Below are 22,164 nucleotides of genomic sequence, written 5' to 3'. Positions count from 1 at the left end.
CACAGCCGCCGGGGAGGAGACCACGTGACCGACATCGCGCCGCGTCCCACGCTGGAGGCGGTGGCCGCGCGGGCCGGAGTCTCGCGGGCCACCGTGTCACGGGTGGTGAACGGGGCGGCGGGGGTCCGCGAGGCGCTCGCCGCACGGGTGAGGCGCGCGGTCGAGGAACTCGGCTACGTGCCCAACCAGGCCGCCCGTTCCCTGGTGACCCGGCGGCACGGCGCCGTCGCCGTGGTCGTCGCCGAACCGGAGGCACGGGTCTTCGCCGACCCCTTCTTCGCCCTCCAGCTGCGCGGCATCGGCAAGGAGCTGACCGCCCACGACAACCAGCTCGTCCTGCTGCTCACCGAGGGCCGCGAGGACCACGCCCGGGTCGGCCGCTACCTCGCGGGCGGACATGTCGACGGCGCGCTGGTCTTCTCCCTGCACCTCGACGACCCGCTGCCGGGCCTGATCCAGCGCGCCGGGGTGCCGACCGTCTTCGGCGGACGCCCCGGCTGGAGCGACGGCGGCGGCGACGTGGTGTACGTCGACAGCGACAACCGCGGCGGCGCCCGGGACGCCGTACGCCACCTGACCGCCCTCGGCCGCACCCGGATCGCGCACATCACCGGCCCGCTGGACCAGACCTCGGCCGCCGACCGGCTCGCCGGCTACCGCGACGTCATGGCCGACGCCGGCCCCGCGCTGGTCGTCCGGGGCGACTTCACCCCGGGCGGCGGTGAACACGCGATGCGGGAACTGCTCGGCCGGTGCCCGGACCTGGACGCCGTGTTCGCGGCCAACGACCTGATGGCGGCGGGCGCCCTGCGGGTGCTGCGCGCGCACGGGCGGCGCGTGCCCGAGGACGTGGCCGTGGTCGGCTTCGACGACATGCTGTCGGTCGCCGAGCAGACCGAGCCCGCGCTGACCACGGTCCGTCAGGACATCGAGGAGATGGGCCGTCTGATGGCCCGGCTCCTGCTGCGGGGCCTGGACGGCCCGGCTTCGGCGCCGCCCGGGGCGGCACCGTCGGGCGTGATCCTGCCGACCACCCTGGTGCGCCGCGCCTCGGCCTGAGCGCCGGGCAGCGTCGGGCGACGCCGCCGGGCGGGTGACCGCGGGCGACCGCGGGCGACCGCACGCGACGGCATGCGACCAGTGCCGGTACCGGAGCACGACTGCCTGCCGGCCCGCTCTCCCGCGACGCTCCGGCTCAGTCCGCCCCGGCGGCGCCCGGCGCCGGCCGGAGCACCGCGAACCGGGCCCCGTACGGATCGGCCAGCCGCGCCAGACGGCCCGCGCCCTCGACGTCCGTGGCGGGCAGCCGGACCTCGCCGCCCAGCTCCCGGGCCCGGGCGACCACCTCGTCCGGGTCGGCCACCGCGATGTACGGCAGCCAGTGCGCCTCCGTCTCCACCGGGTCGTCGGCGAGCGGGACCACGCCCCCGAACATGCCCTCCTCGCCCTCCCCCGGCGGATTGACGCAGGTGTAGGCGCCCCCGGGGAAGGTCAGGGCGGAGGTCTCCAGACCGAGCACCGCGTGGTAGTGGGCCGCGGCCGCCGCGATGTCCGGGGTGTACAGCTCGGCCCAGCACAGCGCGCCCGTGTCGCCCACCAGGTCCAGCCCCTTGCGCCGGCCCGGCTGCCAGACGCCGTACGGCGCCCCCGCCCGGTCGGCGAGGACGGCCGTGACGCCCTCCTCCAGCGCGGGCGTCGGCGGCACCAGCACCCGGCCGCGCGCCCGTTCGGCGGACCGGGCGGCGGCCTCGGCGTCCGCTGTCCGGAAGTACACCGTCCAGGACGGCGGGCCCTGCTGCGGGGCGATCCCCAGACAGCCGGCCACCGTGGCGCCGTCCCGCTCGAAGCAGCCGTGGTCGCCGGCGGGCGCCGGACGCAGCCGCCAGCCGAAGAGGCCGCCGTAGAAGGCGGCGGCGCCGGCGACGTCGGGCGTGGCGACGTCGATCCAGTTCGGAGCGCCGGTGACGTATCGGTCGGTGAGCATCCTCGCCCTCCTCGGAAGGGTCCCGTGGCCTGCTCCGCCGAGTCTCGCACCGCCCACTGACAATCGCCGCCGCCGTCCCGCGCGCCGCCGTGCCTCCCGGCGCCGTACGGGTGATCATCGGGGGGCCGGAGGCCGGCGACCCGGGCGTTGATCCCGCGTTGATCGAACGTTTTGCGCCGCTCGGCACGCTGCTGCCCATGCTCAACGACACCATCACGGCGCCCGACCTCGCCTGGCAGCAGGAGGCGTTGTGCGCGCAGACCGGGGCGGACTTCTTCTTCCCCGAGCCCGGCAGCTCCGTACGCGAGGCGAAGCGGATCTGCGGCCTGTGCCCGACCCGCTCGGCCTGTCTGGAGTTCGCCCTCAGCAACGACGAGCGCTTCGGCGTCTGGGGCGGCCTCTCGGAGAAGGAACGGCTGGCCCTGCGGCGCGCCACGCCCTGACGGGAGCGCCCGGGGCGCTCACCGTCCTCGCCCCGTCGGCCGACGCTTCCGAGGGCTCCGGTACGGGCGCCGACGGGCGCCGCGACCGGCCCGGACGACGGCGCGCGCGTCCCGTACCCCCTCGGCCGCCTGAACCGGAACGCCCGTCACCGGCCGCGGCCCGTCCGGTCGTCGGCCCGACCGCCGCCCGCGGGGACCCGGCCGCCCGGCCCCTGCGGCCGGACCGCCTCGCCGGACCACGCGGCACGAGGGAACCGAGGGCACGGAAGGCACCGAGGTCACCCAAGGCCAAGGCACCGAGGGCACGCGAGGCGCCGAAGGTACCGGAAGGCACCGAACGGCCCGTCCCGTCGCCCAGATGGCCGGGCGGGGTCAGCCGGCCGCGCGGGCCGCCATCCGCGCCTTGCGCGCCGCCAGCTTCTCGTCGAACTTGGACGCCTCGGAGTCCAGCCCGCTCATGTACAGGCCCAGTTCCTCCTGCGCCTGCATGCCCTCCGGGCCCAGCCCGTCGATCTCCATGATCTTCAGGAAGCGCAGCACGGGCTGGATCACGTCGTCGTGGTGGATGCGCAGGTTGTAGACCTCGCCGATGGCCATCTGCGCCGCCGCCCGCTCGAACCCCGGCATGCCGTGTCCGGGCATCCGGAAGTTGACCACGACGTCCCGGACCGCCTGCATCGTCAGGTCGGGCGCCAGCTCGAACGCCGCCTTCAGCAGGTTCCGGTAGAAGACCATGTGCAGGTTCTCGTCGGTGGCGATGCGGGCCAGCATCCGGTCGCAGACCGGGTCGCCGGACTGGTGGCCGGTGTTGCGGTGCGAGATGCGGGTGGCCAGTTCCTGGAAGGCGACGTAGGCGACCGAGTGCAGCATCGAGTGCCGGTTGTCCGACTCGAAGCCCTCGCTCATGTGGGCCATCCGGAACTCTTCCAGCTTGTCCGGGTCGACCGCGCGCGAGGCGAGCAGGTAGTCCCGCATCACGATGCCGTGCCGGCCCTCCTCCGCCGTCCAGCGGTGCACCCAGGTGCCCCAGGCGCCGTCGCGGCCGAAGAGGGAGGCGATCTCGTGGTGGTAGCTGGGGAGGTTGTCCTCGGTGAGCAGGTTCACCACCAGCGCGATCCGGCCGATCTCGGTGACCTTGGACTGCCCCTTCTCCCAGGCCTCGCCGTCCTCGAACAGGCCGGGGAAGTTGCGGGCGTCGCTCCACGGCACGTACTCGTGCGGCATCCAGTCCTTGGCGACCTTCAGATGCCGGTTCAGCTCTTTTTCGACCACTTCTTCCAGCGCGTACAGCAGCCGTGCGTCGGTCCAGGCGGAGGGGCTGCCGAGATGGGGGGAAGTGAGCGTCACGAAAACTCCAGGGGGACGGGTGACCGTTCGACGGGTCCGGCGAGCGGTGCCGGAACCTACGGCATCGTAGGCTACGACACCGTAGGTTACGTGACCGTAGGTTAAGTGCGGTGTAAAGGTCCTGCTCAAGTACCTCACGCGCAGGAGAAAAAACCGGGGACGGAGCCCGGACGCGCGCCGCCTGCCGGTCGTCCCGCGGCGCCGCGCCCCGTCCCGTCCCCGGAACCCCGGTCAGGAGTTCTCCGCCATCGCTTCCGCCGTCGTCTCCCTCAGTTCTCCCTCCTCCAGCAGCAGCCAGCGCGTGATGTCGAGCGACTCCAGGAACGGCAGGTCGTGGCTGGCCACGATCAGCGCCCCCTCGTACGACTCCAGGGCCGTGGTGAGCTGCCGGACGCTCGCCATGTCCAGGTTGTTGGTCGGCTCGTCCAGCATCAGCAGTTGCGGCGCGGGCTCCGCCAGCATCAGCGCGGCCAGCGCCGCCCGGAACCGCTCCCCGCCGGAGAGGGTGCCCGCCCGCTGGTCGGCGCGCGCGCCCCGGAACAGGAAGCGGGCCAGCCGCGCCCGGATCCGGTTGCCGGTGGCCTCCGGCGCGAACCGGGCCACGTTCTCGGCGACGGACAGCTCGTCGTCGAGCACGTCGAGCCGTTGCGGCAGGAACCGCAGCGGCACATGCGCCGTCGCCTCGCCCGCGACCGGGGCCAGCTCCCCGGCGATGGTGCGCAGCAGCGTGGTCTTGCCCGCGCCGTTGCGTCCGACCAGCGCGATCCGCTCGGGCCCGTGCAGGTCGAAACCGCCCGTCACCCGCGCGCCGTAGCGCAGTTCCAGCTCGCGCAGGGTGAGCACCGTACGGCCCGGCGGGACGGCCGTGTACGGCAGGTCGACGCGGATCTCGTCGTCGTCCCGTACGGCCTCCGCCGCGTCGTCGAGCCGTTCCCGGGCCTCGGCGAGCTTCTCCTCGTGCATGATGCGGTGCTTGCCGGCGGACTCCTGCGCCGCGCGCTTGCGCGCCCCCATGACGATCTTGGGTTCGCGTTTCTGCTCGTACATCTTCTGGCCGTACCGCTTGCGGCGGGCCAGTTTGACCTGGGCGTCGGCCAGTTCGCGCTTCTGCTTGCGCAGGTCCGACTCGGCGACCCGCACCATGCGCTCGGCCGCCTCCTGCTCGACGGCGAGGGCCTCCTCGTAGGCGGAGTAGTTGCCGCCGTACCAGACGATCTCGCCGCCGCCCGGGTCGCCGCGCCCGGCGGTACCGGTGCGCCGCAGGTCGGCGATCTGGTCGACCAGGTCGAGGAGTTCGCGGTCGTGGCTGACCACGACCAGCACCCCGGACCAGGAGGCGACGGCGGCGTACAGCCGTCTGCGGGCGTACAGGTCGAGGTTGTTGGTCGGCTCGTCCAGCAGCAGGACGTCGGGCCGGCGCAGCAGCAGCGCGGCGAGCCGCAGCAGCACCGACTCGCCGCCGGAGACCTCGCCGACGGTGCGGTCCAGGTCCACGTGGCCGAGGCCGAGTTCGCCGAGGGTGGCGCGGGCGCGCTCCTCGACGTCCCAGTCGTCGCCGAGGGCCTCGAAGTGCTCCTCGGCCGCGTCGCCCGCCTCGATGGCGTGCAGCGCGGCCCGCCGCGCGGCGATGCCGAGCACCTCGTCCACGCGCAGCGCGGTGTCGAGGGTGACGTTCTGCGGGAGGTGGCCGACCTCGCCGGCGACCCGGACGGTGCCGCCGGCCGGGGTGAGCCCTCCGGCGACGAGTTTCAGCAGGGTCGACTTGCCCGCCCCGTTGACGCCGACGAGTCCGGTGCGTCCGGGGCCGAAGGCGACGTCGAGGTCCTGGAAGACGGGGGTGCCGTCCGGCCAGGCGAAGGTGAGGGCCGTACAGCTGATGGAAGTATGCATGAGGCGTGCCTCCGCGGTTGCGTGGTGCGGTCAGGGGCAAACGCGTATCGAGACACCGCGGGACGGAGACCGTCGTCGACCGGCCGGGCCGAGGGGCCGGGCCGGGGGAGAGGAGGGTCCTGGAGGTGAGGGGAGCCCTGCTCGTCGGGGACGGCTCGGATGCCGAGGTCGCACACGGCGCACACACCTGAGCGGTGTGACGCGGTGTCTCAGGACCTCAGACGAGCAACGTCCTACTCCGATCGACGACGACAAGACCCGTCCACCGTAAGAACCGGCCGGGTGGGGTGTCAACCGAATTCCCGCCGAGGTCGCACCGCCCGCCCCGAAGGAGACACCCGTGCCCCACGGCTCGCTCTCGCTGCCCGCCCGTCTGTGCCTGCTGGCGGGGGACGCCGCGCCACCGCACCGCCTGGTGCGGGCCGGCGCCCTCGCCGAACTCGTCCGGCGCGGCCTGCTCGTCGACGACGACGGCATCGCCACCCCCGTCGACCTGGACTCCCGCACCGGTGACCCCGTCCTGGACGGGCTCCTCGACCTCGTCCGTGAGTCCCTGCCGCACGACTGGCGGACCTGGGTGCGGCTGCGGGCCCGGATCACCTATGACGCCGTACGGGAGCAACTGGTCGCCGAGCGGTGCCTGCGCGCCGAGAAGCGGCGGGTGCTCGGCGTCTTCCCGTCCGTGTCGTACGCCCTGGCCAGCCCCGCCCTCGTGGACGCGCTCCGGGAGCGGACCCGGCACGTCCTGCGCGGCCCGGTGCCGGTCGCCGCGGTCCCGGTCCAGGACGCGGCCGTCGCCGTCCTGGCCGCCGCGGCGCGGGTCCGCGGGGTGGGCCGGCCCGCGGACGGCGCCCGGGGCGAGGCGCTGGCCGCCCGGGGCGCGGGGGTGCCCGGTGTCCCGTGGATCATGCGGGAGCTGTGCGCGGCGGTGGGCGCGGCCACCGCAGGGGCCCCGGCGCCGGCGGCCGGCTGAGCCCGCCCCCGCCGTGAGCCCGTCAGCGGGTGCCGCGCATCAGCTCCGCCAGGTCGTGGTCCAGGTCGAGCTGGAGGTGCTCCAGACCGAGGGGCACCAGCTCGCTCGTCGCCGCCAGGAACCGGCGCAGCTCACCCGAACGGACGTGGATCACGGCGGTGCCCTCGGGGGCGTGGAACTCCAGGACGGTGCGGTCGTAGCCGTACGGCCGCACCCGGACGTCGCCGTGGCCCTCGGGCTCCCGCATGCCCGCCAGGAGCAGCTCACGGGAGAAGGTCCAGCAGACGTCCACACCCTCCAGCGTGGCCGGGGCCGGGAAGGTCATGCGGACGGCGAACGGGTCTCGACGGTCGTAGCGGAGCTTCGCGGGAATGCTCGGCATACGGGGCGCGGCGGCGACGAGGCGCGCCTCGACGGGCTGCTCGATGACGATGGACAACGCCTTGCTCCCTCGGGACGGCTGGACGGACGGGCTGGCGGACGGGCTGACGGACGGGCGGGCTCGTGGATGAGGCGGGCATTGAATGAGACGCCGGAACGCGCCGCTCCGTGCACTGGAGGAGAGTGACCTCTGTCACCGCCTTCATTCACAGGAGTGATGACGAGTGACGCGGCTCTCCTCGGGTGGCCGAACGGCACCGTCCTCACCCGCCGTTGACCCCGTCTGCCGTACCGGGCCGGCGGACACCGCGCGGGGTGCCGGGTTTGTCCGTAACGTGAGTATCCGTTCGCTGAAGTGAAAGGACGTGACCGGACATGCCACGCGGATCGAGCCCCAAACGGGAGCGGCAGTACGAGCACATCAAGGAGAGCGCCGAGAAGCGCGGCGCGGGCGAAGGCCGGGCCAAGGAGATGGCGTCCCGGACGGTGAACAAGGAACGCGCCCGCTCCGGCGAGTCCAAGACCGCGAGCCGTACGTCGTCCAAAGGCACCTCCTCGTCCAAGGGTTCCTCCCCGGACAAGGGCACGTCCTCGGGCAAGCGTGGCGGGCAGCGGTCCGGGCAGGGCTCCCAGGAGCCCACCTACGACCAGCTGTACCAGGAGGCCAAGCGCCGTGACGTGCACGGACGTTCGAACATGAACAAGGGTGAGCTGCGGCGCGCGCTGGGCAAGTGACCCGGCGGCCCGGTGCGTGGCGGGTGCCCCGCCCCTCGTAGGCTCGTGGTCACCATGACGACCGTACCGATTCCCGAGGGCTGGCCCGCGACCGAGGAGCAGGCCCGCGCGGTCCAGGAACGGCTGCGCGCCCGCCTGGTGCTCGACGAACCCGGCCCGCCGCCCGGCACGGGCCGTGTCGCCGGGGTCGACGTCGCCTACGACGACGCCCGCGACCTCGTCGCGGCGGCGGCCGTCGTCCTGGACGCGGCGACCCTCACCGTCGTCGCCGAGGCCACGGCCGTCGGGCGGGTCTCCTTCCCGTACGTGCCCGGCCTGCTCGCCTTCCGCGAACTCCCCGCCGTCCTGGCCGCGCTCGACGCCCTGCCCGGCCGGCCCGGCCTGGTGGTCTGCGACGGCTACGGCCTCGCCCACCCGCGCCGCTTCGGCCTCGCCTGTCACCTGGGCGTCCTCACCGGCCTGCCCACGATCGGCGTCGCCAAGAACCCGTTCGCCTTCACCCACGACGGTCCGGACACGCCGCGCGGCAGTACGTCCCCGCTGCTCGCGGACGGCGAGGAGGTCGGCCGCGCCCTGCGCACCCGGGACGGCGTGAAGCCGGTCTACGTCTCCGTCGGGCACCGCGTCGGCCTGGACAACGCCTGCGCGCACGCCCTGGCGCTCAGCCCCGCCTACCGCCTCCCGGAGACCACCCGCAGGGCGGACGCGTTGTGCCGGCGGGCGCTGCGGGAGGCCGGCTGTCCGGCCTGAGGCGCGGGTGGGTACCTGAGTATCCGTACGGATGTGCCGGCCGGGTGGCCCCGGGCAGGCTGGGCCGCATGACGAACCCGCAGCGAGCCCAGAAGTCCCTTGCCCGGCCCGGCCGGTACGTCGAGCGATCCGATGGCCGACGCGACGGCCGACGCGACGGCCGATTCGGCGGCGGATTCGGCGGCGGATTCGGCGACCGATTCGATGGGCGGCCCGTCGGGCGGCCCGTCGGGCGGTCGGTGAAGGCGGGGATGGCGCTCGCGGCGGTGGCGGGGCTGGCCTGGACGAGCGGGATGGTGTGGACCATCGGCGGGTGGGTCCTGTGACGGGGCCTTGTGCGTAGGGTTCTACGGTCCTCCTGACGAACGTCCCTCGTGGCGCGTGTCCCTCGTGCGCGGCGTCCGGCGCCCGGTGTCACCCGGCCGGCGCTCCCCGGCCGCGTCCCGTCGGTCGCGCAGCGCGCGCCGCTGTCGGTGGCCGGGGCTAGCGTGAGAGGCGTGGACGGGCGAAGCTGGGCCAAGCGCTTGCTCAGATCCGGCGCGCAGGGCCCTTGTGCGGGCCGGAGCCCGTTCCTAGCATCGATGGTGTTACACCGTTGCTGTCACAGAGTGGGGACCCGATGACCACGGCGACGACGCCCTCGCACGGTCCGCTCACCGGCGTGCGCGTGGTCGAGCTGGCCGGGATCGGCCCCGGCCCGTTCGCCGGGATGCTCCTGGCCGACCTGGGCGCCGACGTCGTCCAGGTCGACCGCCCGGGCGGCCCCGGACTCGCGATCGACCCGGCGTACGACGTCACCCGGCGCAACAAGCGGTCGGTCGTCGTCGACCTGAAGGACCCCGAGGGCCCCGCCCGCGTCCTCGCCCTCGCCGCCCGCGCCGACGTGCTGATCGAGGGCTACCGCCCCGGCGTCGCCGAGCGCCTCGGGGTCGGCCCCGAGCCCTGCCACGCCCGCAACCCGCGCCTGGTCTACGGCCGGATGACCGGCTGGGGCCAGGACGGCCCCCTCGCCCGGCGGGCCGGCCACGACATCGGGTACATCGCCCTCACCGGAGCCCTCGGCCTGACCGGCGCCCCGGACGCCCCGCCGGCCGCCCCCGCCAACCTGCTCGGCGACTACGCGGGCGGCGCCCTCTACCTGGTCGTCGGCGTCCTGGCCGCCCTGCACCACGCCCGCGCCACCGGCGCCGGACAGGTGGTGGACGCGGCCATCGTGGACGGCACCGCCCACCTGACCGCGATGATCCACGGCATGCTCGCCGCCGGCACCTGGCAGGACCGGCGCGGCGCCAACCTCCTCGACGGCGGCTGCCCCTTCTACGGCACCTACGAGACGTCCGACGGCCGGTACATGGCGGTCGGTGCCCTGGAACGGCGGTTCTACGACGAGTTCATGACGCTCCTCGGCATCCCCGAGCGGGCCCCGGCCCGCGACGACCTCGCCCGCTGGGACGGACTGCGGGCGGCGATCGCCGCCCGCTTCCGCACCCGTACCCAGAGCGAGTGGACGGCCGTCTTCGCGGACTCCGACGCCTGCGTGGCCCCGGTACTCTCCCTGCGCGAGGCCCCGCACGACCCGCACCTCGCCGCCCGCGCCACCTTCACCGACCACGGCGGCCTCACCCAGCCCGCCCCGGCGCCCCGCTTCTCCGCGACCCCCACCGCCGTCCGCACCGGCCCCGCCCGGCCGGGCGCCGGCGCCGAGGCCGTGGCCCGCGACTGGGACCTGCCCGGACCGCGCCCCGAGCCCTCTCACCGCCCTCACCGAAAGGCCGACCAGTGACCACCGAAGCGTATGTGTACGACGCGATCCGCACCCCGCGCGGGCGCGGCAAGGCAGGCGGTGCCCTGCACGGCACCAAGCCCGTCGACCTGGTCGTCGGGCTCATCCACGAGATCCGCTCCCGCTTCCCGGGCCTCGCCCCGGCCGCCGTCGACGACATCGTGCTCGGCGTGGTCGGTCCGGTCGGTGACCAGGGTTCCGACATCGCGCGGATCGCCGCCGTCGCCGCCGGGCTGCCGGACACGGTGGCCGGCGTGCAGGAGAACCGCTTCTGTGCCTCGGGTCTGGAGGCCGTCAACATGGCCGCCGCCAAGGTGCGTTCGGGCTGGGAGGACCTGGTCCTGGCGGGCGGTGTCGAGTCGATGTCCCGGGTGCCGATGGCCTCGGACGGCGGGGCCTGGTTCAACGACCCGATGACCAACCTCGCCACCGGCTTCGTGCCGCAGGGCATCGGCGCCGACCTGATCGCCACCATCGAGGGCTTCTCCCGGCGGGACGTCGACGAGTACGCGGCACTCTCCCAGGAGCGGGCGGCCACGGCGTGGAAGGAGGGCCGCTTCGAGCGGTCCGTCGTGCCCGTGCGGGACCGCGGTGGCCTGACCGTCCTCGACCACGACGAGCACCTGCGGCCCGGCACCACCGCCGACTCCCTCGCGAAGCTCAAGCCGTCCTTCGCGGACATCGGCGAACTGGGCGGTTTCGACGCCGTCGCGCTGCAGAAGTACCACTGGGTGGAGACGATCGACCACGTCCACCACGCGGGCAACTCGTCCGGCATCGTGGACGGCGCCTCCCTGGTCGCCATCGGCTCCCGGGAGGTCGGCGACCGCTACGGGCTCACCCCGCGCGCGCGGATCGTCTCCGCCGCCGTCTCCGGCTCCGAACCCACGATCATGCTCACCGGGCCCGCCCCCGCCACCCGCAAGGCGCTCGCCAAGGCCGGGCTGACCATCGACGACATCGACCTGGTCGAGATCAACGAGGCGTTCGCGGCGGTCGTGCTGCGATTCGTGAAGGACATGGGCCTGTCCCTGGACAAGGTCAACGTCAACGGCGGCGCGATCGCGCTCGGCCACCCGCTGGGCGCCACCGGCGCGATCATCCTCGGCACCCTGGTCGACGAACTGGAGCGCCAGGACAAGCGGTACGGCCTCGCCACCCTGTGCGTGGGCGGCGGCATGGGCATCGCCACCGTCGTCGAGCGCGTCTGACCCCGTCGTGACCGATCAATGACCGATCAATGACCGGTCGCGACGGATCAATGACCGGTCACGACGGCTCAATGACGGCTCAATGACGGATCAACGACGCAGCAACGACGGATCAACGACGGATCTCCAGGAGCACCCCCGCATGAGCACCGAATCCACCATCCGCTGGGAACAGGACCGCACCGGCGTCGTCACCCTCGTCCTGGACGACCCGAACCAGTCCGCGAACACCATGAACCAGGCGTTCCGCGCCTCCCTCGCCACGGTCGCCGACCGCCTGGAGGCCGAGAAGGACACCGTCCGCGGCGTCATCGTCACCTCCGCGAAGAAGACCTTCTTCGCCGGCGGCGACCTGCGCGACCTGATCCGCGTCACCCCGGACAGCGCCCAGGAGTCCTTCGAGGCGAGCCTCGCCGTCAAGCGGGACCTGCGGCGCATCGAGACCCTCGGCAAGCCCGTCGTCGCCGCCATCAACGGCGCCGCCCTCGGCGGCGGCTACGAGATCGCCCTCGCCTGCCACCACCGCGTCGCCCTGGACGCCCCCGGCTCCAAGATCGGCCTGCCCGAGGTCACCCTCGGCCTGCTCCCGGGAGGCGGCGGCGTCGTCCGTACCGTCCGTCTCCTCGGCATCACCGACGCGCTGCTGAAGGTGCTGCTCCAGGGCACCCAGTACGACCCGCGCCGCGCGGCGGACAACGGCCTGGTCCACGAGATCGCCGACACCGCCGACGACCTGCTCGCCAAGGCCCGCGCCTTCATCGACGCCCACCCCGAGTCCGCCCAGCCCTGGGACCTGCCCGGCTACCGCATCCCGGGCGGCACCCCCAGCAATCCCAAGTTCGCCGCCAACCTGCCCGCCTTCCCGGCCAACCTGCGCAAGCAGACGAACGGCGCTCCCTACCCGGCGCCGCGCGCCATCATGGCCGCCGCCGTCGAGGGTGCCCAGGTCGACTTCGAGACCGCCCAGGTCGTCGAGGCCCGCTACTTCGTGGAGCTGGCCGCCGGACAGACCTCGAAGAACATGATCCAGGCGTTCTTCTTCGACCTCCAGGCCGTCAACTCCGGCGCCAACCGCCCGCGCGGCGTCGAGCCCCGCCAGGTCCGCAAGGCCGCCGTGCTCGGCGCCGGGATGATGGGCGCGGGCATCGCCTACGCGTGCGCCCGCGCGGGCATCGACGTCGTCCTGAAGGACGTGTCCCTGGAAGCCGCCCTCAAGGGCAAGGGCTACTCCGAGAAACTGTGCGCCAAGGCGGTCGCCAAGGGCCGCACCAGCCAGGAGAAGGCCGACGCGCTGCTGGCCCGCATCACCCCCACCGCCGAGGCCGCCGACCTCGCCGGCTGCGACGCGGTGATCGAGGCGGTCTTCGAGGACACGTCACTGAAGCACAAGGTGTTCCAGGAGATCGAGAACGTCGTCGCGCCGGACGCCCTGCTCTGCTCCAACACCTCCACGCTCCCCATCACCGCCCTCGCCGAGGGCGTCGAGCGCCAGGCCGACTTCATCGGGCTGCACTTCTTCTCGCCCGTCGACAAGATGCCGCTGGTGGAGATCATCAAGGGCGAGCGGACCGGCGACGAGGCCCTGGCCCGCGCCTTCGACCTGGTCCGGCAGATCAAGAAGACGCCGATCGTCGTCAACGACAGCCGCGGCTTCTTCACCTCCCGGGTGATCGGCCACTTCATCAACGAGGGCGTCGCCATGGTCGGCGAGGGCATCGAGCCCGCCTCCGTCGAGCAGGCCGCCGCCCAGGCCGGCTACCCGGCCAAGGTGCTCTCCCTGATGGACGAGCTGACGCTCACCCTGCCCCGCAAGATCCGCCAGGAGACCCGGCGGGCCGTGGAGGAGGCCGGCGGCACCTGGACGCCGCACCCCGCCGAGGCGGTCGTCGACCGGATGGTGGACGAGTTCGGCCGGACCGGCCGCAGCGGCGGCGCCGGCTTCTACGAGTACGGCGAGGACGGCAGGCGCGGCAGGCTGTGGCCGGGCCTGCGGGAGCACTTCACCAGGCCCGGTCACGAGATCCCCTTCCGGGACATGCGGGAACGCATGCTCTTCTCCGAGGCGCTGGACACGGTCCGGCTCCTGGAGGAAGGCGTACTGACCTCCGTCGCCGACGCCAACATCGGCTCGATCTTCGGCATCGGCTTCCCCGGCTGGACCGGCGGCGTCCTCCAGTACATCAACGGCTACGACGGAGGACTGCCCGGCTTCGTGGCCCGCGCCCGTGAACTGGCCGACCGCTACGGCGACCGCTTCACGCCGCCCGCGCTGCTGGTGGAGAAGGCGGAGAAGGGCGAGGTCTTCACCGACGAGCACTGAAACAGACCACGGCCACGAGCAGGAACGACGGTCGGCCGGCGGGCGCCCCGCCGGCCGACCGTCGTTCCTGCTCGTGCGGCGCGCCCCCCTACGCCTCACCGTCCGGGAAAGACCGGTCGGCCTCACCGCCCGGGGAACCCCGGTCGAGCCACACGCCCAGCTCCTCCTTCAGCGACCGCTGGAAGGCCGTCAGCAGCGCCTGCACCACCAGGGGCTGCATGTCCGCGGAGAGCGACCGCACGTCCCGCGCGTCCCGCCGCGCCGTCTCCCCGCGCAGCAGCTCCGACAGCTCACGGGCCGCCTGCCGGGAGTGACCGAGCAGCACCTCGCGCGCGGCGACGAGGGACTCCCGCGACAACGGCATGTCCAGCAGGCGCACCCCGAGCCGGAACAGCGCGAGGTCGACGTGATAGCCGTCACCGCCGGCGGGCCGGATCACGCCCATCGCCGCCAGCCGCTCGACGGCGTCGTCCGCCAGTGCCCGCCCGGCCCGCCGCACCAGCTCCTCCCGGCCGACCGTCTCCACGGCGTCCGGCGCCCAGGCGGACACCACCGCCCGGTGCACGGCCAGGTCCCGGGCGCTGACGTCCGGCGGCAGCCGCTCCAGATAGCGCTCGATGGCCGCCAGCGTCATGCCCTGCCGCTGCAGCTCCTCGATCAGCTCCAGCCGTTCCAGGTGCTCCCGGCCGTAACGCCCCACCCGCCGGGGACCGATCACCGGTGGTGGCAGCAGGCCCCGGGTGCCGTAGAACCGAACCGTGCGCACCGTGACCCCCGCCCGCGCGGCCAGCTCGTCGACCGTGAGGACCGGCTCCCCGTCCGCCTCGTCGCCTCCGGCACGTCCCCGCGGCTCTTCGGTGTCGGTCGTCATGTGCAGCAGTATCGCTGTCTCACCACTACTGTGAAACCTCCCGCGGAACCTCGCGTGGAAGCTCCCGCGGCCCAGTCCGGACGTGTGGACACCCGGAGCGGATCATGTGAGAAGTCACGCGCTGTGACAAGAGCCACCGCATGAGACCCCCGTGACGTGGGAAAGTGCTGTTCTGGCCTGTACCCCGACAAGGGCGTGCGGGCCGTGTCACGTACGGACGTCCCGGGCGCACCACACCCGGGCGCACCAGAGAGTGGAACCACCCGTGAGCAAGGACGCCGTGGACACGGCACAGGCCGCTGACGATCCCCAGGTGGCCCAGGCGCCCGCGGACGCGGGCGACGCCGGCTACAGCAAGGACCTCAAGGCCCGCCACATCAACATGATCGCCATCGGCGGCGCGATCGGCACCGGCCTCTTCCTCGGCGCCGGCGGGCGCCTGCACGACGCCGGACCGGCACTGGCCGTGGCCTACCTGGTCTGCGGAGTCTTCGCCTTCTTCGTCGTCCGGGCCCTCGGCGAGCTGGTGCTGCACCGGCCCTCGTCCGGCTCGTTCGTGTCGTACGCGCGCGAGTTCCTCGGCGAGAAGGGCGCCTACGTCGCCGGCTGGATGTACTTCCTGAACTGGTCGACGACCGGGATCGCCGACATCACGGCGATCGCCCTGTACACGCACTACTGGAGCGCGTTCACCAGCATCCCGCAGTGGGTGCTCGCGCTGATCGCCCTCGCGGTGGTGCTGGCCGTGAACCTGATCTCGGTGAAGATCTTCGGCGAGATGGAGTTCTGGTTCGCGATCGTCAAGGTCGCCACCCTCGTCGCCTTCATGCTGGTCGGCATCTTCCTGCTCGCCACCCAGCACGAGGTGGGCGGCTACACCCCGGGCACCGGAGTCATCACCGACCACGGCGGCTTCCTCCCGCACGGCGTGATGCCGGTGATCCTGGTCATGCAGGGCGTGATCTTCGCGTACGCCGCCCTGGAACTGGTCGGCGTCGCCGCCGGCGAGACCGCCGAGCCGCACAAGGTCGTCCCGCGCGCGGTGAACTCGATCATGTGGCGGGTCGCCCTGTTCTACGTCGGCTCCGTCGTCCTGCTGGCCCTGCTGCTGCCCGGCTCGCTCTACTCCGGCGCCGAGAGCCCCTTCGTGACCGTGCTGTCCAAGGTCGGCGTCCCGGCCGCCGGCGACGTCATGAACCTGGTCGTCCTCACCGCCGCGATGTCGTCGCTGAACTCCGGCCTCTACTCCACCGGCCGCATCCTGCGCTCCATGGCGATGTCCGGCTCCGCGCCGAAGTTCACCGGCGTGATGAGCCGCACCCAGGTGCCCTACGGCGGCATCCTGCTGACCTGCGCGGTCTGCGTGCTCGGCGTCGGCCTGAACTACCTGGTGCCGTCCCAGGCCTTCGAGATCGTGCTGAACGTGGCCTCCCTGGGCATCATCAGCACCTGGGTGATCATCATGCTCTGCCACCTGGTCTTCGTCCGGCGGGCGAAGGAGGGCAGCCTCACCCGCCCGCACTTCCGGCTGCCCGGCAGCCCTGTCACGGAGATCGCCACGATCGTCTTCCTGCTGGCCTGCCTGGGGATGATGTGGAACGACGAGGAGGTCGGCCGCAGGACCCTCCTCCTCGTCCCGGTCATCGCGGTGATGCTGGTGGCCGGCTGGTTCGGCGTCCGCCGCCGGGTCGGCGAGACCGCTCAGCTGTCGCAGCAGTCGCAGCAGTCGCAGCAGTCGCAGCAGTCGCAGCAGTAGCGCGGCCGTGAGCCGCCGCCCGGCTCACGGGTCACGCCGCGCCGACTCCCCGAGGCGGCGCGCGAGGTCCTCCACCAGGCCGCGCAGCGCGTCCGGGCGTTCGACGACGAACGGCAGGTCCAGGCAGGCCAGTACGCCGGGCAGCCAGTCGAGCCGCTCCACGCGCAGCTCCGCCCGGCACCAGCGCCCGGCCTCCGGAGCCGCGCCGTCCGCGCCGTCCGTGCCGTCCGTGAGTGGCAGTTCCGTCACCACCGCCACACCGGGCGGCAGCCGGGTGCGGATCCGCTCCGCCGTGCCCTGGATGCGCAGGGACACCTCGTGCCGGTACGGCGCCGTGGCGAACCCGGTGAGCAGGCGCTGCGCGGGACCGGGCAGCCCGGCGGGCGGCGTGAACGATCCGGGCAGCACCCGCACCCCGCTCATCCGGTCCAGCCGGAACGTCCGCTCCTCGCCGGTCGCGGGCTCCGTGGCCGTCACGTACAGCTTCCCCGAGTGGACGACCAGCCCGTTCGGGTGCAGCGTGCGCTCGCCGCTCCGGCCGCCGCCGGAGGTGTAGCGGACCGCGACCGGCCGGTGGTGGCCGACCGCGTCGGCGATCGAGAGCAGCACCGTGGCGTCCGGGGGCGCCGCCTCGCCGGGCGGTGCGGTGAAGGCGAGGGAGCCGAGCAGCGCGTCGAGCCGCAGCCGTGTCCGCTGAGGCAGCACGCGCCGGATCTTGGCCGCCGCCGTCTCGCTCGCCGTGGCGGTGGCCGTGGCCAGTCCGGTCCGCCGGCCCGCGACCAGCCCCAGCAGTACGGCGAGCGCCTCCTCGTCGGTCAGCATCAGCGGCGGCATCCGGTACCCGGGGGCGAGCCGGTAGCCGCCGTAGCGGCCCCGCACCGACTCCACCGGCACGTCGAGGTCGAGGAGGTGGCCGACGTAGCGTCGCACGGTGCGCTCGTCGACCTCCAGCCGGCCGGCGAGTTCGCCGACGGTACGGACACCGCCCGACTGCAGCAGTTCCAGCAGGGCGAGCACACGGGCGAGCGGGCGGGGCATGCCGGACAGTCTCTCTCGGATACCGGGCGGGTTCCGCCCGGTATTCCTCCTAGCGTGGGGCGCGGAAACACCGCACGGCCAGAAGATCCAGGAGAGACCCCCATGAACTTCGTCTCCGTCCGCGTCATCACGGACGACGTCGCCCGCCTCGTCGCCTTCTACGAGAAGGTCACCGGCACCACCGCCGACTGGGCGAACGACGACTTCGCCGAAGTGCGCACCGGCTCCGGCACCCTCGCCATCGGCAGCACCCGCACGGTCCCGCTGTTCGCCCCCGGCTCCGCGGACCCGGCCGCCAACCGCAGCGTGATCCTCGAATTCCTCGTCGACGACGTGGACGCCGTGCACGAGAACCTCGCCGGCACCGTGGAGGACTTCGTCAACGAGCCGACCACGATGCCCTGGGGCAACCGCGCGCTGCTGTTCCGCGATCCCGACGGCAACCTGGTCAACTTCTTCACCCCCGTCACCCCGGCCGCCAGGGAGCGGTTCGGCCGCTGACACCGGCCCGGCACGGCCCGCCGAGCGGATGAGGGCCACGTCAAGTGTGGTGGCCGCGGACTCGGGGAACATCCCTTTCCCCATCCGCTCGGCGAAAGGTGCCGCTTGTGACGCATGACCCACACGGCCACGACCCGCACCAGGACCCGCCCCACGACAAGGAGCTCCACCCGAAGGGCTCACTGCCGGGGTCGGAAGCGGGCCTGCCCGGCCAGGACAGGCCCCGTACCGACCGCGTCGTGTTCGGTGTCACGGCGGCCCTGACCCTCGCCTTCGTGGTGTGGGGCGCCGTCGCCACCGACTCGCTGGAGGACGCCTCCAGCGCGATGCTCGGCGGGCTGATGCACAACGGCGGCTGGGCGTTCGTACTGGCGGCCTCGGGCTTCGTCGTCTTCGCCCTCTGGATCGCGATCAGCCGCTACGGCCGCATCCACCTCGGCGTCGAGGGCGAGGCCCCCGAGTTCCGCACGGTGTCCTGGGTCGCGATGATGTTCAGCGCCGGCATGGGCATCGGCCTGATGTTCTACGGCGTCAGCGAACCGCTCTCGCACTACACGACGTCCCCGCCGGGCACCGACCCGGCCGACTCCGGCGAACGCATGGAGACGGCCATGGCGACCACCCTCTTCCACTGGACGCTCCATCCGTGGGCGATCTACGCGGTGGTCGGGCTCGGCATCGCGTACAGCACCTTCCGCCGGCGCCGTCGGCAGACCATCAGTGCCGTGTTCACCCCGCTCATCGGCGAGAAGAACGCCAACGGCGGCCTGGGCCGGGTCATCGACGTCCTCGCCATCGTCGCGACCGTCTTCGGCTCCGCGGCCTCGCTGGGGCTCGGCGCGCTGCAGATCGGCTCCGGTGTACGGGAGCTGGACTGGCTGGACGAGGTGAGCACGGCGCTGCTGGTCACCATCATCGCGGTGCTGACGGTGGCGTTCGTGGCGTCCGCCGTCTCGGGTGTGGAGAAGGGCATCCAGTGGCTGTCCAACATCAACATGGTGCTGGCGGTGATCCTCGCCCTGTTCGTGTTCGTCGCGGGCCCCACCGTGATAGTGCTGGACCTGCTGCCCACCTCGGTCTTCTCCTACCTCGGCGACCTGCCCGGACTCGCCGCCCGCACCGAGGCATCCGGCGGCGAGGGCGTCGCCGACTGGCTGGCGAGCTGGACCGTCTTCTACTGGGCGTGGTGGATCTCCTGGACGCCGTTCGTCGGCATGTTCATCGCCCGGATCAGCCGGGGCCGGACGATCCGGCAGTTCGTCGGCGGCGTCATCCTCGTGCCCAGCACGGTCAGCCTGGTCTGGTTCGCGATCTTCGGCGGTTCGTCGATGAAGCTCCAGGAGCAGGGCCGGCTGGGGGAGGAGGCCACGCCTGAGGGCCAGCTCTTCGCCGTCCTCCAGGAGTACCCCGTCGCCACGGTCACCAGCCTGCTGGTGATGGTCCTGGTCGGCATCTTCTTCGTCTCGGGCGCCGACGCGGCGTCGGTCGTGATGGGCACCCTGTCGCAGCGGGGCGCGCTCGAACCGAGCCGTCTGGTGGTCATCTTCTGGGGCGTGGTCACGGGGGCCGTGGCCGCGATCATGCTCCTGGTGGGCAGCGGGCAGGGCGACGCGCTGACCGGCCTGCAGAACCTCACGATCCTCGCGGCGGCCCCGTTCGTCATCGTGATGATCTTCATGTGCGTGGCCCTCATGCGCGACCTGCGCCGGGACCCGCTCATCGTGCGCGGCGAGATGGGCTCGGAGGCCGTGGAGATGGCCGTCGTCGAGGGCCACCGCAGGTACGACGGCGAGTTCGAGATCAGGGTGGGTCCGGGCCGCGGTCCGGAGACCGAGGGCGACCCCATCGGCAGGCACCACTGACACCGGGCGTACCCGCCGGACCCGGGGGACCCGGCGGCCCTGGGCACCCGCGCCGACGGCACGCGGGGCCCCGGCCGCACGGCCGGTACCGCGCCCACCGTAGCCGTACGCCGGTACCGCCCCTGCCGTTCCGGGCCCGGACTCCGGCGGTGACGGGCGGGCGGCCGCCCGCCCGCTCGGGGCGGTCGTACCGGCCCCGCCCGTCCCGTGCCCGGCACGCGGCAGTCAGGCCATCGGCCGCCGCCGATCAGCGGCCCGCCAGCTCCGCCGCCTCCCGCGCGCACCCCCAGGCCACGGTGACGCCCGCGCCGCCGTGGCCGTAGTTGTGCACCAGGAGCCGCCCGTCCGGCAGGACCTCGCGCTCCAGCCGTACCGCGTCCCGGGCGGGCCGCAGCCCCACCCGGTGTTCCAGGACCCGCGCCCCGGCGATCTCCGGCCGCAGTGCCGCGCACCGCCGGACGATCGCGGCCGCCACCGCCGGGTCCGGCTCCGCCGACCAGGCGTCCTCCTCCGCCGTACCGCCCAGCACCAGCCGCCCCGCGTGCGGGAAGAAGTACGCCATCTCCCCGGACTCCGGATCGGTGGACACCGCCCAGGTGCGGATGCCCGGGTTCTCGACGACGACCAACTGCCCGCGCACCGGCCGCACCGACGGATCCGGCACCAGCGTCCGGGCCCCCAGACCCGCGCAGTTGACCACCACCGGCGCCCCGGTCTCCCGCAGCCCGGTCACCGCCCGCGTCTGGACCGAACCGCCCGCCGCCAGCAACCGCTCGCGCAGCCAGGGCAGATGAACCGACATGTCGATGAGCGGCAGCCGGGCCCACAGCCCGGAGCCCCGGTACTCGCCGGCCGTCGCCGCCCGCAGCCCCGGCAGCCGCTCGGCCGCCCACCCGTCGACCTCGTGCCGCTCCGTCTCGCCCAGCACCCCTTCGGCCATCCGTACGCCGGTCCGCTCCGGACGGGCCGCCAACTCCTCGTACACGTCCAGGGAGCGCAGCGCCCACGCGCGCGCCGCCGCGGCCGGCGCGATCCGGTACGGCCACCACAGCGCCCCCGCCACCGCCGAGGTGGTCCGCTCCAGGGGCTCCCGGGTCCACACCCGTACCCGGCTGCCGCGCTCGGCCAGGACGACGGCGGTCGTCAGCCCGATCACGCCGCCGCCCACCACGACCACTTCGCCATCCCGTTCGGCTTCCACAGGCGGACGGTAGCGGAACCCGCCGGCCATGCGCACAACGCCGCGGCAGCGGGAATACTCACCGCATGTCTGCCGAGTACACGACCTTCGGCCTGGCCCCCGCCACCCGGACCGGGGGAGTCCTCGCCGGGGGTGCGTACCAGGTCCACCGCGACTTCCTCGACTTCATCGTCGACGGCCGGCCGCTGCTGTTCCGCCTCAGCGACCTCGACGCCGTCTCCCCGCTCGCCTCCGACGTCCCGCCCGCCCTCTTCACCGCACAGGTCCGCGGCCTGTTGCTGGAGGCCGAACCACCGCTGCCCGGCGGCCGGTACATCATCTACGGCTGCCCCGAGTGCGAGGACCTGGCGTGCGGCGCGGTCACCGCCGTGATCCGGCGGGACGGCGACGACTACGTCTGGCAGGACTTCGCCTGGCAGACCGGCCCGCACGCCGACCTCCGGCTCAACGGCTACCAGGGCATCGGCCCGTTCCGCTTCCCCGGCGCCGAGTACCGCGCGGCGCTCTCCGCCCTGCTCCGGCGAGGCCCCGGCACGCCGCGCCGCCGCGTTCTGCTGATCGGCGCCCGGGTCGCCGTCCTGGCCAAGCTCGCCGCGGCCCTGCGCACCATCGACATCGGCGCCGACATCACCCCCGACCTGGCGGGCGCCTTTGCCGGGGAACTGCGCGAGTACGGGGCCGTCGCCTTCGGCGCCGCGGTGCCCGAGCAGGACCGCGCCGCCGTCCGCGCGGCGTTCACCGAGGCCGGCGCCGACGTCGCCTGCGTCGACGGCCTCGCCCCGATCGTCCCCGTCCTGGTCGCCCAGATCGAACACGCCCTCGACCGCACCCCCGCCGAACGGCGCCGGCTGACCCGCCTCACCGCGACCGGCGAGGCGGCGGACATCGAGGTCACCTCGCCCTGCCGGGTGCGCCTCACCGCGTACCGTCTGGACCGGCTGCGCCGCACCCACACCCGCGAGGCCTTCGACGGCGTCCTGGAGCCCGGTGCCCACCGCGTCGCCCTGGACGCCGCGGCGGTCAAGGGCCGCTCCTGCCTCGTGGCCCGGGCATCGGAAAGCGTGCTGGTGGCGGCGGTGACGCACGGGAAACCCGGCTGAGTCCGCCCCGCACCGGCC

At 73.4% G+C, this 22,164-nt stretch carries 20 protein-coding genes and 1 pseudogene; 13 read left to right on the top strand and 8 right to left on the bottom strand.

Features of this window, described 5'->3' with window-relative positions; genetic code table 11:
- The first annotated feature begins 24 nt into the window (after positions 1 to 24).
- The gene (locus ACZ3IG_RS09340; RefSeq protein ID WP_467430383.1) at positions 25 to 1,059 is read left to right on the top strand and encodes a LacI family DNA-binding transcriptional regulator; all 1,035 of its coding nucleotides are present in this window, start codon (positions 25 to 27) and stop codon (positions 1,057 to 1,059) included.
- A gap of 136 nt (positions 1,060 to 1,195) precedes the next feature.
- Here ACZ3IG_RS09340 and ACZ3IG_RS09335 read toward each other — a convergent pair whose 3' ends face one another.
- Complete coding sequence (locus ACZ3IG_RS09335; RefSeq protein ID WP_467430382.1) at positions 1,196 to 1,984, bottom strand: VOC family protein; 789 nt, start codon at positions 1,982 to 1,984, stop codon at positions 1,196 to 1,198.
- Positions 1,985 to 2,181: 197 nt separating this feature from the next.
- Between ACZ3IG_RS09335 and ACZ3IG_RS09330 the strand changes: the two genes are divergently transcribed.
- Positions 2,182 to 2,427, top strand: coding sequence for a WhiB family transcriptional regulator (locus ACZ3IG_RS09330; protein WP_467430575.1), 246 nt, complete (start codon positions 2,182 to 2,184; stop codon positions 2,425 to 2,427).
- Positions 2,428 to 2,799: 372 nt separating this feature from the next.
- Here the strand turns inward: ACZ3IG_RS09330 and ACZ3IG_RS09325 are convergent, their stop codons facing one another.
- The 3 genes and pseudogenes from ACZ3IG_RS09325 to ACZ3IG_RS09315 form a co-directional block, all read right to left on the bottom strand.
- Complete coding sequence (locus ACZ3IG_RS09325; RefSeq protein ID WP_467430381.1) at positions 2,800 to 3,774, bottom strand: acyl-ACP desaturase; 975 nt, start codon at positions 3,772 to 3,774, stop codon at positions 2,800 to 2,802.
- Between the two features lie 231 nt (positions 3,775 to 4,005).
- Positions 4,006 to 4,737 (bottom strand): ATP-binding cassette domain-containing protein, encoded by a 732-nt coding sequence (locus ACZ3IG_RS09320; protein ID WP_467430574.1) that lies wholly within the window; start codon positions 4,735 to 4,737, stop codon positions 4,006 to 4,008.
- Between the two features lie 333 nt (positions 4,738 to 5,070).
- Positions 5,071 to 5,577, bottom strand: a pseudogene (locus tag ACZ3IG_RS09315) (ATP-binding cassette domain-containing protein); the annotation flags it as partial.
- Between the two features lie 427 nt (positions 5,578 to 6,004).
- Here ACZ3IG_RS09315 and ACZ3IG_RS09310 point away from each other — a divergent pair.
- On the top strand, positions 6,005 to 6,637 hold the full coding sequence (locus tag ACZ3IG_RS09310; RefSeq protein WP_467430380.1) for a GOLPH3/VPS74 family protein: 633 nt from the start codon (positions 6,005 to 6,007) through the stop codon (positions 6,635 to 6,637).
- A 22-nt stretch (positions 6,638 to 6,659) separates the two neighbouring features.
- Here the strand turns inward: ACZ3IG_RS09310 and ssgD are convergent, their stop codons facing one another.
- The gene (gene ssgD, locus ACZ3IG_RS09305; protein ID WP_467430378.1) at positions 6,660 to 7,076 is read right to left on the bottom strand and encodes a spore wall synthesis regulator SsgD; all 417 of its coding nucleotides are present in this window, start codon (positions 7,074 to 7,076) and stop codon (positions 6,660 to 6,662) included.
- A 317-nt stretch (positions 7,077 to 7,393) separates the two neighbouring features.
- On the opposite strand from ssgD, the gene ACZ3IG_RS09300 reads away from it, so the two are divergent.
- The 6 genes from ACZ3IG_RS09300 (at position 7,394) to ACZ3IG_RS09275 (ending at position 13,817) form a co-directional block, all read left to right on the top strand.
- Entirely contained in the window at positions 7,394 to 7,753 is a 360-nt protein-coding gene (locus tag ACZ3IG_RS09300) for a plasmid stabilization protein (RefSeq protein WP_467430377.1), read from the top strand.
- 54 nt (positions 7,754 to 7,807) lie between these two features.
- Entirely contained in the window at positions 7,808 to 8,503 is a 696-nt protein-coding gene (locus tag ACZ3IG_RS09295) for an endonuclease V (protein ID WP_467430376.1), read from the top strand.
- 68 nt (positions 8,504 to 8,571) lie between these two features.
- Positions 8,572 to 8,829 (top strand): morphogenic membrane protein MmpA, encoded by a 258-nt coding sequence (gene mmpA, locus ACZ3IG_RS09290; RefSeq protein WP_467430375.1) that lies wholly within the window; start codon positions 8,572 to 8,574, stop codon positions 8,827 to 8,829.
- 293 nt (positions 8,830 to 9,122) lie between these two features.
- Complete coding sequence (locus ACZ3IG_RS09285) at positions 9,123 to 10,286, top strand: CaiB/BaiF CoA transferase family protein (RefSeq protein WP_467430374.1); 1,164 nt, start codon at positions 9,123 to 9,125, stop codon at positions 10,284 to 10,286.
- Entirely contained in the window at positions 10,283 to 11,497 is a 1,215-nt protein-coding gene (locus ACZ3IG_RS09280; protein WP_467430372.1) for an acetyl-CoA C-acetyltransferase, read from the top strand. Before ACZ3IG_RS09285 ends, ACZ3IG_RS09280 begins: the two co-directional genes overlap by 4 nt.
- A gap of 142 nt (positions 11,498 to 11,639) precedes the next feature.
- On the top strand, positions 11,640 to 13,817 hold the full coding sequence (locus ACZ3IG_RS09275; RefSeq protein WP_467430371.1) for a 3-hydroxyacyl-CoA dehydrogenase NAD-binding domain-containing protein: 2,178 nt from the start codon (positions 11,640 to 11,642) through the stop codon (positions 13,815 to 13,817).
- Positions 13,818 to 13,905: 88 nt separating this feature from the next.
- On the opposite strand, the gene ACZ3IG_RS09270 is transcribed toward ACZ3IG_RS09275, so the two are convergent.
- Complete coding sequence (locus ACZ3IG_RS09270) at positions 13,906 to 14,688, bottom strand: MerR family transcriptional regulator (RefSeq protein ID WP_467430370.1); 783 nt, start codon at positions 14,686 to 14,688, stop codon at positions 13,906 to 13,908.
- Between the two features lie 265 nt (positions 14,689 to 14,953).
- On the opposite strand from ACZ3IG_RS09270, the gene ACZ3IG_RS09265 reads away from it, so the two are divergent.
- Positions 14,954 to 16,444, top strand: coding sequence for an amino acid permease (locus tag ACZ3IG_RS09265; RefSeq protein ID WP_467430369.1), 1,491 nt, complete (start codon positions 14,954 to 14,956; stop codon positions 16,442 to 16,444).
- 24 nt (positions 16,445 to 16,468) lie between these two features.
- On the opposite strand, the gene ACZ3IG_RS09260 is transcribed toward ACZ3IG_RS09265, so the two are convergent.
- Positions 16,469 to 17,482: a helix-turn-helix transcriptional regulator gene (locus ACZ3IG_RS09260; RefSeq protein WP_467430368.1), complete on the bottom strand. Its 1,014-nt coding sequence runs from the start codon at positions 17,480 to 17,482 to the stop codon at positions 16,469 to 16,471.
- A 102-nt stretch (positions 17,483 to 17,584) separates the two neighbouring features.
- On the opposite strand from ACZ3IG_RS09260, the gene ACZ3IG_RS09255 reads away from it, so the two are divergent.
- Together ACZ3IG_RS09255 and ACZ3IG_RS09250 are read left to right on the top strand one after the other, a co-directional pair.
- On the top strand, positions 17,585 to 17,983 hold the full coding sequence (locus tag ACZ3IG_RS09255; RefSeq protein WP_467430367.1) for a VOC family protein: 399 nt from the start codon (positions 17,585 to 17,587) through the stop codon (positions 17,981 to 17,983).
- A gap of 182 nt (positions 17,984 to 18,165) precedes the next feature.
- On the top strand, positions 18,166 to 19,845 hold the full coding sequence (locus ACZ3IG_RS09250; protein WP_467430572.1) for a BCCT family transporter: 1,680 nt from the start codon (positions 18,166 to 18,168) through the stop codon (positions 19,843 to 19,845).
- Between the two features lie 247 nt (positions 19,846 to 20,092).
- On the opposite strand, the gene ACZ3IG_RS09245 is transcribed toward ACZ3IG_RS09250, so the two are convergent.
- The gene (locus ACZ3IG_RS09245; RefSeq protein ID WP_467430364.1) at positions 20,093 to 21,046 is read right to left on the bottom strand and encodes an FAD-dependent oxidoreductase; all 954 of its coding nucleotides are present in this window, start codon (positions 21,044 to 21,046) and stop codon (positions 20,093 to 20,095) included.
- A 65-nt stretch (positions 21,047 to 21,111) separates the two neighbouring features.
- On the opposite strand from ACZ3IG_RS09245, the gene ACZ3IG_RS09240 reads away from it, so the two are divergent.
- Positions 21,112 to 22,146: an oxidoreductase gene (locus ACZ3IG_RS09240; RefSeq protein ID WP_467430363.1), complete on the top strand. Its 1,035-nt coding sequence runs from the start codon at positions 21,112 to 21,114 to the stop codon at positions 22,144 to 22,146.
- Positions 22,147 to 22,164: the final 18 nt, after the last annotated feature.

Source organism: Streptomyces sp. NPDC016677 (assembly GCF_055562815.1).
This window is presented reverse-complemented; position numbering and strand designations above follow the sequence as displayed.